Source organism: Streptomyces apricus (genome assembly GCF_008369065.1).
Taxonomy (GTDB): domain Bacteria; phylum Actinomycetota; class Actinomycetes; order Streptomycetales; family Streptomycetaceae; genus Streptomyces; species Streptomyces apricus.
Genome location: NZ_VDFC01000005.1, coordinates 89,641 through 101,981, shown reverse-complemented (window position 1 = coordinate 101,981; position 12,341 = coordinate 89,641). Strand labels below are relative to the sequence as shown.

Genomic DNA, 12,341 nt, shown 5'->3' with positions numbered 1-12,341 from the left:
ATGCCCAGCCATTGCAGGTAGTCGAGTTTGGCGGTGAGGCCTTTGAGGTCGCCGATGCCGTCGCCGTTGCTGTCCTGGAAGGAGCGGACCAGGACTTCGTAGAAGACGGCGCGTTTGAACCATTCGGGGTCCCGGTCTTTTGCGGGGGTGTCCTCGAACTTGTCCTCGACGGGCTCGTTGACGATCATGTGGGTGACCCTCCGGTGGGCGGTGAGGACGGTCGCAGGACGGTCAGTACGTGCGCGGGCGCGTGTCCGGGGGTGAGGCGCACGTAGTTGGTCCTGCCCCAGTGGTAGATCTCGCCGGTGAGCTCGTCGCGCACCGGTACCGACTCGTGCCAGTCCAGGCCCAGTCGTGGCATGTCCAACGAGACCGTGGCCTCCTGGGTGTGGTGGGGGTCGAGATTCACGACCACCAGAACCGTGTTCGATCCGCGTGCGTCCGTGACGGACTTCGAGTACGCAAGCACCGCCTCCTTGTCCGTGTGGTGGAAATGCAGGTCGCGCAGTTGCCGGAGAGCGGGGCTGCGCCGCCTGATCGCATTCAGTTCGGTGATCAGGGGGGCGATGCTGCGGCCTTCGCGTTCCGCCGCCTCCCAGTCCCGGGGGCGCAGTTCGTACTTCTCGGAGTTCAGGTACTCCTCGCTGCCTTCGCGCACGGGCACGCCTTCGCACAGCTCGTACCCGCTGTAGACACCCCAGGACGGGGAGAGCGTCGCCGCCAGTACCGCGCGCAGTTCGAAAGCGCCCCGGCCACCGTGCTGCAGGAATTCATGCAGGATGTCCGGGGTGTTCACGAAGAAATTGGGCCGCATGTAGGAGGCCGCGTCACCGGAGAGCTCGGTGAGGTATTCGGTCAGTTCTTCCTTGGTGTTGCGCCAGGTGAAATAAGTGTACGACTGCTGGAAACCGATCGCGCCGAGCGTGTGCATCATCGCGGGACGGGTGAACGCCTCCGCCAGGAAGATCACGTCCGGGTCGGTGCGATTGATCTCCGCGATCACCCGCTCCCAGAACACGACCGGTTTCGTGTGCGGATTGTCCACGCGGAAGATGCGCACACCGTGGTCCATCCAGAACCGGAGCACCCGGACCGTCTCCCGGATCAGCCCGGGCATGTCCGCGTCGAAGGCGATCGGATAGATGTCCTGGTACTTCTTCGGCGGGTTCTCGGCGTACGCGATCGTGCCGTCGGGGCGGTGGTGGAACCACTCCGGGTGCTTCTCCACCCACGGGTGGTCGGGCGAGCACTGGAGCGCGAAGTCCAGCGCGATCTCCAGGTTCAGCTCGGCGGCCCGGCGCACGAAGTCGTCGAAGTCGTCGATCGTGCCGAGATCGGGGTGCACGGCATCGTGCCCGCCCTCCGGCGACCCGATCGCCCAGGGCACGCCGACGTCGTCCGGGCCCGGATCCAGCGTGTTGTTGCGGCCCTTGCGGAAGGTCGTGCCGATGGGGTGGATCGGCGGCAGGTACACCACGTCGAAGCCCATGGCGGCGACCGCGGGCAGCCGCCGCGCCGCGGTCCGGAACGTGCCGCTGACCGGCGGCTTCCCGGGCTCCACCACCGCGCCCTCGGAGCGCGGGAAGAACTCGTACCAGGAGCCGAACAGCGCCCGCTCCCGCTCCACCAGCAGCTGGAGCGGCTCGGCGGAGGTGACCAGCTCGCGCAGGGGGTGGCGCGCGAGGAGGTGGCGCACGTCGGGGGTGAGCGCGGCGGCCAGCCGGGCGGCGGCGGGACGGCCGGTGTCGCGCAGGGCCTCCACGGCCGCGAGCAGCGCGGCGCGGCGGCCCTTGCTCTCCGGCACCCCGGCCGCGGCCCGCTCGTACAGCTGCGCGCCCTCCTCCAGGACCAGCTCGGTGTCGATCCCCGCGGGGATCTTGATCTGGGCGTGGTGGTGCCAGGTGGAGACGGGGTCGCTCCAGGCCTCCACGGTGTAGGTCCACAGGCCCGTCCGCGGTACGGAGACGGTGGCGCCCCAGCGGTCCGTGCCGGGCGCCAGCTCGCGCAGAGGGGTCCAGGGGCCCGGGTTGCCCTCGGGGTCCCGCAGGACGACGTTCGCGGCGACCGCGTCGTGGCCCTCGCGGAAGACCGTCGCGGAGATCTCGAAGGCCTCTCCCACCACCGCCTTCGCGGGCCGGCGGCCGCCCGCGACGAGGGGACGCACGTCCAGGACCGGGATGCGGCCGATCGCGGGCGTGTACTCCGGCGCGCTCGCCGACGCGGACGCGCCTGCCGACGCGCTCGCGCCCGCGGACGCGCCCGCGTGCGCGGGGGCGGCGGGGACGTCGGAGCCGGTGGTGGCGGGKTCGGCGACGACCGGCTCGACGACGGGCGGCTCGGTGGTGACCGGCTCGATGGCGGCGGGCGCAGCGGTGACCGGCTCGGCGACGGCTGGCTCGGTGACGGGCGGCTCGGTGGCGGGCGGCTCGGTGGTGGCCGGCTCGGCGGTGACCTTCCCGGCTCTTCCGACGGCGGCCTTTCCAGCCTTCCCGCCCTTCCCGGCGGCGGTTGTCGCCGGTCCGGCCGGTTCCGTGGACGGAACCGGCAGCGGTGACCCGCCCGTCGGGGCGGACCCGTCCGGCCGGGCGGGCCTGGCCGATTTCGCCGGCTTGGCCGACTTCGGTGTCTTCGCCGGTTTGGCCGGCTTGGACGACTTGACGGGCTTGGCCGCCTTCGCCGTCGCGGCTGTCCGGTCCGTCCCGGCGGCGGTGGCCGGGGACCGTGGCCGGTCTGCTTTCTCCCCCTGGTCCGGGGGTGGTGTCGTGCCGGGCGTCGTGGGTGGTGACGACTGGTGGTGCATGGCGGGCATGACCGCTCCTGTCCGCGTCAACGAGGGTGGGCGGATGAGAGTGTGAGGAGGTGCTCCTGTGGTGGGTACCGGAGGAGCCTTCCCACCCCTTTCGGGTGGGCAATCCGGCACTTTGTTAACTACTCGCGCGTATGTCCACACACAAGACCGGCCTCGCCCGACGCGTATCCGCCAAGGATCCTTCAAGGATCTGCCCCGGATTCGCGAGATGAGACAGGTCTCTTGGTGGGCGTTGGTCAAGATTTGTCGACCTGCGGGTGCCCCGGCGGTGAACCGGGACCCGCGCCGGACGATTTTCCGACGGCCGCCCACTCGAATGGACCCCCTCTGACCTGCACGGATGTCGCAACGGGGTGGGCCGGCGGGGTGCGGGCCGTTCAGGTCCGCGGCATGGAGCGGCGCCGTCGAGGTAACCGGAAAGATCGTCCTGTCGGAGTCATGCGGGTGCGGCGCGGAGGTGATGCCCATGCCGGAAGCGAACGGGTCGGCGCGCGCCCCGGCCCGGGAAGTCCGCCCGTCCGTCCTCCCTGCCGCCGGTCCCGGCCGTGACCGGCACCTTGACACGGACCGGAGACACGGGTCGGCGCGATCGGACCGAGGGCGTACGCCCCCGCGGAGGTCCCGCGCACCTCGCGGCTCCCGGCCGGGCCGTGCGGGACGGTGGCCGGATCCCCACCCGGCGCCCTCGCGCGGGGCGAGCGGGGCCACGCGGCCGTACGCCGGGACGGAACCGGCCGTACCGGCCGTGCCGCCCGTTCGGCCCACACCCGGGAGGCGGCGAAATCGAGCCGCGCGGAGCGAGCGCGGTCCCGCGCGTCCGGGGCCCGCGGACGGGACGCGACCGGTCCCGGACGGCCCGGACGGCGGCGAGGCGCACCGTGCGGCGCACTTCGCGCCGTAGTTGCGCGGGCACCCTCGCCGCTACCGTCGTGGGTGACGGGGGCGCACACCGACGTGTGCCCCTCACGGCCCCGACCCCGACCGAACCGCCCCGGTGCACCGCCCTGATACACCGCTCCGAGGCGTCACCCCGATACACCGTTCCGACACATCGTTCCGACAGACCGTTCCGACACATCGCCCTGGTACGCCGCCCTGGTACGTCCTCCGTGAAGGTGGAAGCTCGTGAAGGCCATCCGCAGGTTCACCGTGCGCCCCGTACTCCCCGAAGCCCTCCAGCCCCTCAGCGACCTGGCGCGCAACCTGCGCTGGTCCTGGCACGCCGAGACGCGTGACCTCTTCCAGTCCGTGGACCCCGAGCGCTGGGTGTCCTCCGGCTGCGATCCCGTGCGCCTCCTCGGGAACGTGTCGTCCGGACGGCTGGCCCAGCTCGCGCAGGACCGGCGGTTCGTGCGGCGGCTGACCGACGCCGCCCACGAACTGGACGAATACGTGACGGGCGACCGCTGGTACCAGTCCCAGCCGCCCGAACGGCCCGACGCCATCGCCTACTTCTCACCCGAGTTCGGCATCACGGCCGCGCTGCCCCAGTACTCCGGGGGCCTCGGCATCCTCGCCGGGGACCACCTCAAGGCGGCCAGCGACCTCGGGGTGCCCCTGATCGGGGTCGGACTGCTCTACCGGCACGGCTACTTCCGCCAGTCCCTGTCCCGGGACGGCTGGCAGCAGGAGCACTATCCGGTCCTGGACCCCAACGAACTGCCCGTCTCCCTGCTCCGCGAGGCCGACGGCACACCCGCCCGGGTCTCCCTGGCGCTGCCCGGCGGCACCGCCCTGCACGCGCGCATCTGGCTGGCCCAGGTCGGCCGGGTCCCGCTGCTGCTGCTCGACTCCGACGTCGAGGAGAACGACCTCGGCGAGCGCGGCGTCACCGACCGGCTGTACGGCGGCGGCAGCGAGCACCGGCTGCTGCAGGAGATGCTGCTCGGCATCGGCGGGGTGCGCGCCGTCCGTACGTACTGCAGGCTCACCGGCCACGCGCGGCCCGAGGTGTTCCACACCAACGAGGGCCACGCGGGCTTCCTCGGCCTGGAGCGCATCCACGAGCTCTCCGCCGAGGGCCTCGACTTCGACGCCGCGCTGGAGGCGGTCCGGGCCGGCACCGTCTTCACCACCCACACCCCGGTGCCCGCCGGCATCGACCGCTTCGACCGCGAACTGGTGGCCCGCCACTTCGGTCCCGCCGCCGAGCTGCCCCGCATCGACGTCGAGCGCATCCTGCGCCTGGGTCTGGAGACGTACCCGGGCGGTGAGCCGAACCTCTTCAACATGGCGGTGATGGGCCTGCGCCTGGGCCAGCGCGCGAACGGCGTCTCCCTGCTGCACGGCCAGGTCAGCCGCGAGATGTTCGCAGGCCTGTGGCCGGGCTTCGACCCGGCCGAGGTCCCCATCACCTCGGTGACCAACGGCGTCCACGCCCCCACCTGGGTGGCGCCCGAGGTGCTGCGGCTCGGCGCCCGGCAGATCGGCGCCCAGCGCACCGAGGACGCCCTCACCGTCGGCGGCTCCGACCGCTGGGACGCCGTCGCCGACATCCCCGACCAGGACATCTGGGACCTGCGGCGCTCCCTGCGCGAGCAGCTGGTGACGGAGGTGCGGGAGCGGCTGTACGCGTCCTGGCGGCAGCGGGGCGCGGGGAGCGCGGAGCTGGGCTGGATCGACGGCGTCCTGGACCCGGACGTCCTGACGATCGGCTTCGCGCGCCGCGTGCCGTCCTACAAGCGCCTGACGCTGATGCTGCGCGACCGGGACCGGCTCCTGGACCTGCTGCTGCATTCCGAACGGCCCGTCCAGATCGTGGTGGCGGGCAAGGCCCACCCGGCCGACGACGGCGGCAAGCGCCTGGTCCAGGAGCTGGTGCGCTTCGCCGACGACCCGCGGGTGCGCCACCGCATCGTCTTCCTGCCCGACTACGGCATGGCGATGGCACAGAAGCTGTACCCCGGCTGCGACATCTGGCTCAACAACCCGCTGCGCCCGCTGGAGGCGTGCGGCACCTCCGGCATGAAGGCGGCGCTGAACGGCTGCCTCAACCTGTCGGTGCTGGACGGCTGGTGGGACGAATGGTTCCGCCCCGACTTCGGCTGGGCGATCCCCACGGCGGACGGCACCGCGGTCGACGACGACCGCCGTGACGACCTGGAGGCCGCCGCCCTCTACGACCTGCTGGAGCAGCGGGTGGCCCCGCGCTTCTACGAACGGGGCCAGGCCGGGCTGCCCGACCGCTGGATCGAGATGGTCCGCCAGACCCTGACCCACCTGGGCCCGAAGGTCCTGGCGGGCCGCATGGTCCGCGAATACGTGGAACGCCTCTACACCCCGGCGGCGTTGGCCCACCGGTCCATGGACCACGCCGCCGCCGGCGAGCTGGCGGTGTGGAAGTCCCGGGTGCGGGCGGCCTGGCCGCACGTGACGGTCGACCACGTCGAGACGACCGCGCTGACGGCCAGGGCCGAACTGGGCTCGACGCTCTCCCTGCGGGTGCTGGTCGGCCTCGGCGACCTGACCCCGGACGACGTCGAGGTGCAGGCGGTCTCCGGCCGCGTCGACACGGAGGACCGCATCACGGACGGCGCGGCCTTCCCGCTGAAGCCGGCGGGCGGCCCGGACCAGGAGGGCCGCTGGCTGTACGAGGGCCCGCTGTCCCTGGACCGCACGGGCCCCTTCGGCTACACGGTCCGCGTCCTCCCCTCCCACCGGCTCCTGGCGTCCGGCGCGGAACTGGGCCTGGTGGCCGTGCCCTCGGAGGAACTGGTGGAGGGGGCGGGGGTCCTGATGCGCTGAGCCGCCGCCGCCCGGTGCGTGCCGGACGGTGTGCCGCTGGTGGCGTGCGGTGGGTGGTGTGCGGCGGGCGGGGCGCTGTCCTAGACCGCCTCGTCGTCCGCGCACATCCGCCGCAGCACCGTCCCGCACCGCCGGGCGTACGCGTGCTGCAGACCGCGCGTCGCCGCCCCGCCCGCCTTCGCGTACCACTTGGCCGGACGGCTGAAGGCGGTCACGGTCAGCCAGACCGTGCCGTCGCCCGTGCGGTCGACCACGAAGGCCTCCTCGCCGGACTCGGGATGGCCGGGGAGGGTGCCGTAGGCCCAGCCGGCCCGGCGCGGCTCGTCCAGGGTCCAGACGATCCGGCAGGGTGCCTTGACGAGCGGGCCCAGGCCGACCGTCACGTCCACGCCCGGGGCCGCCTCGGCGGCGTCCGTCGTGACGGTGACGCCGATCGCCCGGTGGAGTTCCCAGGTCATGAGCGCCCGGGAGGCCGTCCTGAAGACCTCGTGGCCCTCACCGATGCGGGTGCGGACGTGCAGGGGGTGGAAGCCGGGCGGGCACCGGCCGTCGCGGGTCGCGCCCACGTCCTCGTACGTGAAGGGCATGGGCACCAAGAGTAGGGCGGCACCCGGGGACGCCTCGTCCCGGGTACCGCCCCTCACGACTCCTTGGCCGTCAGGCCACGTTCACGGCGGACCAGGCCGCCGCCACCGCCTTGTACTCCGCGCTCGACGTGCCGCCGTACAGCGCGGACGCCGCGTTCAGCGTCGCCGTACGGGCGCCCGCGTACTTCGTCGTGGACGTCATCCCCTCGGTGAGCGCCTTGTACCAGATCTTGATCGCCTTGTCCCGGCCGATGCCGGTGACCGTCGAGCCGTTCGACGTCGGCGAGTTGTAGCTGACGCCGTTGATGGTCTTGGCGCCGCTGCCCTCCGAGAGGAGGTAGAAGAAGTGGTTGGCCGGGCCCGAGGAGTAGTGGACGTCGACCGAGCCGAGGCTGGAGGACCAGCTGTCCTTGGACGCGCCGTCCTTGCTGGGCTTGTCCATGTAGCGCAGCGGGGTCCCGTTGCCGTTGATGTCGATCTTCTCGCCGATGAGGTAGTCGCCCACGTCGGAGGAGCTGCCCGCGTAGAACTCGACCGCCGTGCCGAAGATGTCGGAGGTGGCCTCGTTGAGACCGCCCGACTCGCCGCTGTAGTTGAGGCCGGCGGTGTTCGCGGTGACGCCGTGGCTCATCTCGTGGCCCGCGACGTCCAGCGAGGTGAGCGGCTTGGCGTTGCCCGAGCCGTCGCCGTACGTCATGCAGAAGCAGGAGTCCTGCCAGAAGGCGTTGACGTACCCGCTGCTGTAGTGGACGCGGGAGTAGGCCGCGACGCCGTTGTTCTTGATGCCGGTGCGGCCGAGCACGTTCTTGTAGAAGTCCCAGGTGACCTGGGCCCCGTAGTGCGCGTCCACCGCGGCCGTCTGGGTGTTGGACGCGGCGCCGGTGCCCCAGGTGTCGTCCGCGTCGGTGAAGAGGGTGCCGGTGCCGGACGTGCCCCGGTTGAGGTTGTACGTCTTGTGGCCGCCGCGGGAGGCGTCGTTGAGCTGGTAGGTCGAGCCCGACAGCGAGGTGCCGATGGTGACCTTGCCGGAGTACTGGCTGTTGCCGATACCGGTCTTGACCGCCTCCCACTCGTACAGCTTCTTGCCCGACTCGGCGTCGGTGACGACGTGCAGCTCCTGCGGGGTGCCGTCGTGCTGGAAGCCGCCGACGACCGTCTCGTAGGCCAGGACCGGCTTGCCGTCGGCCGCCCAGACGACCTTGCGGGGCGCCTTGTCGGCGGCGGACTTCGTGCTGCCCTCGGCCTTGGCGGCGGACACGGCCTGCTTCTCGGCCGCGGACTTGGCGATGGACGGAGTGACGTCGGTGACCTTGATGGTCGCCTTGGTCGCCTTCGTCACGCCCGTCGTCTTTCCGGCCTTGGTCTCGTGCACGACCAGGTCGCCGCCGAGGACAGGGAGGCCGGCGTAGGTGCGCTCGTAGCGGGTGTGGGTCGTGCCGTCGGCGTTCTTGACGACGTCTCTGACGACCAGCTTCTCGTCGGCGCCGAGGCCTATCTCGTCGGCGGTCTGCGGAGCGGCGGCCTCGGCCTTCTGGATGAGGCCCGTACGGGCGGCCGGGGACAGCTGGACGGGCGCCGCGGCGAGGGTCGTCTCGGACTGCTCGGCCGGGGTCTGGGCGGAGGCGGTCGTGAGACCGGTGGTGAGGAGGGCTCCGGCCGCGACGGCGGTGGCGATGGCGAGCGTGGTGCGGTTGCGACGCGCGTAGAGGGGGGTCACACAAGCTCCTTCGTGGGGGGTGACCGGCCGTCATGGGGAAGCGGCCGGACTGCGGTGAAGTTGCGGTGCGGGCGTGCCGTTGGTGCGAGGTGAACAGTGCCAGTTGAGTCGCGTACATGTCAGCGGGGCGAATGCAGGTTGGCCGGAAATCGTCCGCTGCCCGAAGATCCGCGTACGCAATGCGGACTTGATCGGCCGCAAAGGACCGGCAATGGAACCGGCAGGAACAAGTAAGTGCGCGGCAAAGCCCAGGTCAAAAGGGTGCCGCCCCGGGAGTCGGCTCCCGGGGCGGCATCGGGTCGTGACGGGCCTGTCAACTCGGCCCTACGGGAACGTGATCTTCCAGCCGTTGATCCTGCCGACGTCCTGGGCCGCCTGGTCCTGGACCCTCAACTGCCATGTTCCGTTGGCGACTTCGGAGGACGCGTTGACCGTGTAGGGGCCGGTGACGTTGTCCGCCGAGTCCGAGGAGCTGAAGGACTTCAGGCGGTAGGCCGTGCCGTCCGGCGCCACCAGGTCGACGACGAGGTCACCGCGCCAGGTGTGGGTGATGTTCGGCGTCACGATCAAGTTGGAGGGTGCATTTCCGGCCTGGCCGGAAACAGTTATCGAGGAGGTGACGGCGGCCCCGTTGTCCGGGATCGCCACCACGGCCGTGCTCTCGAACGACGTGCCGCCGCCCCCGCCGGGCCGGGTGCCGACGTTGATGCCCGCCCAGGCGTTCTGCACGGCCGTGTACTCCGCGCTCGTGGTGCCGTACAGCTCACCCGCGACCGCCAGCGTGCCGGTGCGGGCCGCCGCGTAGTTGGTCGTGGTCGTGAACTTCGTGGTGAGGGCCTTGAACCAGATCAGCGCGGCCTTGTCGCGGCCGATGCCGGTGACCGGCAGACCGTCCGAGGTCGGCGAGTCGTAGCTGACGCCGTTGACGGTCTTGGCGCCGCTGCCCTCGCTGAGCAGGTAGAAGAAGTGGTTCGCGGGGCCCGAGGAGTAGTGCACGTCCACCGAGCCGATGCCGGAGTACCAGCTGTCCTTCGAGGCGCCGTCCTTGCTGGGCTTGTCCATGTAGCGCAGCGGGGTGCCGTTGCCGTTGATGTCGATCTTCTCGCCGACCAGGTAGTCGCCGACGTCCGAGCTGTTGCCGGCGTAGAACTCGACGGCCGCCGCGAAGATGTCGGAGGTCGCCTCGTTCAGGCCGCCCGACTCGCCGCTGTAGACCAGCCCCGCGGTGTTCGCCGTCACGCCGTGCGTCATCTCGTGCGCGGCCACGTCGATCGAGGTGAGCGGCTTGGCGTTGCCCGAGCCGTCGCCGTACGTCATGCAGAAGCAGGAGTCCTGCCAGAAGGCGTTGACGTAGTTGTTGCCGTAGTGGACGCGGGAGTACGCGCCGACGCCGTCCCCGCGGATGCCGGTGCGGCCCTGCACGTTCTTGTAGTAGTCCCAGGTCAGCGCGGCCCCGTAGTGGGCGTCCGCGGCGGCCGTCTCGGCGTTGGAGGCGGCGCCGTTGCCCCACACGTCGTCCGGCCCCGAGAAGAGCGTGCCGGTGCCGGACGTACCGCGGTTGAGGTTGTACGTCTTGTGGTTGCCGCGGCCGGTGTCCGTGAGGTTGTACGTCGACCCGGACTGCGCGCTGCCCAGCGTCACCGAGCCGCTGTACTGGGTGTTGCCGGTGCCGTTGTCGACGCCCTGGTACTCGAAGAGCTTCTTGCCGGTGGCCGCGTCGGTGACGACGTGCAGCTCGTTCGGGGTGCCGTCGTGCTGCAGGCCCCCGACCACCGTCTCGTAGGCCAGGGCCGGCTTTCCGTCCGCCGCCCAGATCACCTTGCGCGCGCCGTCCGCCTCGGTCCGCTTCGAGCCCTCGGCCGCGGCGGCCCTGAGCGCCTGCTTCTCGGCGGCCGCCGGCTTCACGGCGGCGCTGGTGGTGAGGCCGGTGAGGCGGGCCTTCACCGCCCGGGTCACGCTCTGGGTCCGGCCCGACTTCGCGGTCTCGACCACCAGGTCGCCGCCGAGGACCGGGAGCCCGGCGTAGGTGCGCTCGTAGCGCGTGTGGACCGTGCCGTCGGCGTCCTTGACCACGTCGCGGACGACCAGCTTCTCCTGGGCGCCGAGGCCCAGTTCGGCCGCCGTGTCCGCCTTCGCGGAGTCGGCGTCGCGCAGCAGCGCGGCGCGCTGGGCGGGGGAGAGCTCGACGGCCAGGGACCCCTTGTCGAGCGTGCCCGGGGCGGGCCGGGGGTCGGCGGTCGCCGTACCCGTCTGGACGGCCGCGGTGAGCAGGGCGGCGACGGCGACGAGCGCGCCGGCGGTGCCCCTGCGGCGGGTGGAGTGCGAGGTGTGTCTGTGGGAGGTGCGTCTCAACACGGACTCCTTCTGCGTGGCCACGGACCGCGTGGCCAGGGGGGACCGGACGGCCGGCAGCCGACCGGGCAGCACAGGACGGAACGCAGAAACACGTGCGTGGGGGGAGCCACACCACGGCGGCGCTGACTGTGAGGTTGCTGTGGAGTGGTCGTGGGAAGAGTGGCAGGGGAACGGCTCCCTGTCAGGKGCGCATCAATAGATTGGCCGAAAGGGTCCGTTGTTCGGGATGCGGTGTTCGGTATACGGACCCGCCGCCTCCCGGCCGTACGAAAGCGGGCGCACCGGGGCGGGACCGGACCCCTGCCCGGCCCGGGACCGGACCCCTTGCCGGGCCAGGGACCGAACCCCTTGCCTGGTCCGGTCCCGTCCCGTCGTGTCCCGTTCCGTCGTGTCGCTACGACACGCGTACGACGCCCGGTCCGCGCGGGCGCAGGGCGGCGCTGACGGCCCGGCCCGCCTGGGCGACGGTGTCCGCGAGCCGCGCCACCGGTGACGACGCGTCCGTCACCACGCTCAGCGAGGCCGTCGGCGACGGCCCCGAGCCGTACAGCGGAACGGCCACGCAGGACACCCCGGCGACCGTCTCCTCGTGGTCGAACGCCACCCCGCGGTCCCGGATCGTCTCCGCGTCCGCCGCCCACGACGGCGGCAGCGGGTCCAGCGGCAGGCCGGGGCGCGCCCCGGCGACGATCACCTTCCCGGCCGCGGTCGACCAGGGGTACAGCGCGCCGGGCCGCACCGGGACGATCTCGTCCACCTCGCCGGGGACCGCCGCGACGACCATCGTGCGGCCCTCCCGCAGCACGTTGACGGACACCGTCGCGCCCGTCGCCCCGGCCAGGCGGCGCACCGGCCCCCGCGCCGCGCCCAGCAGACGCGGGTGCGCCTGCCAGCCGTGCCCCAGCCGGAAGATGCGCGACCCGATGCGGTACCGGCCGCCGCGCCGCTCGATCGCGCCCAGTTCCGCCAGCTGTCCCAGCAGGCGGTGCGCGGTGGCCTTCGGCAGGCCGCTGTCCGACGCGAGTCTGGTCAGCCCCTCCGGTGCAGGGGGCGGGGGCATACGCGGCGGGCATGGGCCTGCCCGCCGAAACCGCCCCGCACCAAGGGCGTCGCCGGGCCCGGGGACGAC

7 protein-coding genes are annotated in these 12,341 nt (G+C 72.0%); 1 reads left to right on the top strand and 6 read right to left on the bottom strand.

Translation table 11 applies throughout. From position 1 onward, the window contains the following. Together FGF04_RS02455 and FGF04_RS02450 are read right to left on the bottom strand one after the other, a co-directional pair. On the bottom strand, positions 1–188 hold a 188-nt coding region (locus FGF04_RS02455; RefSeq protein ID WP_456340023.1), incomplete at its 3' end, for an alpha-amylase family glycosyl hydrolase. Next, the gene (locus FGF04_RS02450) at positions 185–2,809 is read right to left on the bottom strand and encodes an alpha-1,4-glucan--maltose-1-phosphate maltosyltransferase (protein WP_235882141.1); all 2,625 of its coding nucleotides are present in this window, start codon (positions 2,807–2,809) and stop codon (positions 185–187) included. The genes FGF04_RS02450 and FGF04_RS02455, both read right to left, overlap by 4 nt. 1,125 nt (positions 2,810–3,934) lie before the next feature. Here FGF04_RS02450 and glgP point away from each other — a divergent pair. Further along, positions 3,935–6,553, top strand: a complete 2,619-nt coding sequence (gene glgP, locus FGF04_RS02445) for an alpha-glucan family phosphorylase (RefSeq protein ID WP_149509519.1) — start codon at positions 3,935–3,937, stop codon at positions 6,551–6,553. An 80-nt stretch (positions 6,554–6,633) separates the two neighbouring features. On the opposite strand, the gene FGF04_RS02440 is transcribed toward glgP, so the two are convergent. The 4 genes from FGF04_RS02440 to FGF04_RS02425 all read right to left on the bottom strand — a co-directional run bounded on the left by FGF04_RS02440 (position 6,634) and on the right by FGF04_RS02425 (position 12,272). Continuing rightward, the gene (locus FGF04_RS02440) at positions 6,634–7,140 is read right to left on the bottom strand and encodes a DUF1990 family protein (protein WP_188113931.1); all 507 of its coding nucleotides are present in this window, start codon (positions 7,138–7,140) and stop codon (positions 6,634–6,636) included. Positions 7,141–7,210: 70 nt separating this feature from the next. Continuing rightward, a complete protein-coding gene (locus FGF04_RS02435) occupies positions 7,211–8,857 on the bottom strand; it encodes a M4 family metallopeptidase (RefSeq protein ID WP_149509517.1) in 1,647 nt (548 codons plus the stop codon). A 324-nt stretch (positions 8,858–9,181) separates the two neighbouring features. Further along, positions 9,182–11,209, bottom strand: coding sequence for a M4 family metallopeptidase (locus tag FGF04_RS02430; protein WP_408055581.1), 2,028 nt, complete (start codon positions 11,207–11,209; stop codon positions 9,182–9,184). Between the two features lie 397 nt (positions 11,210–11,606). Further along, entirely contained in the window at positions 11,607–12,272 is a 666-nt protein-coding gene (locus FGF04_RS02425; protein ID WP_149509515.1) for an IclR family transcriptional regulator, read from the bottom strand. Between the last annotated feature and the right edge of the window lie 69 nt (positions 12,273–12,341).

What these genes read in the sequence shown, in the direction of transcription:
- FGF04_RS02425 (WP_149509515.1), bottom strand. Translation starts at nt 12,272, where the DNA reads ATGCCCCCGCCCCCTGCACCGGAGGGGCTGACCAGACTCGCGTCGGAC.
- FGF04_RS02440 (WP_188113931.1), bottom strand. Translation starts at nt 7,140, where the DNA reads ATGCCCTTCACGTACGAGGACGTGGGCGCGACCCGCGACGGCCGGTGC.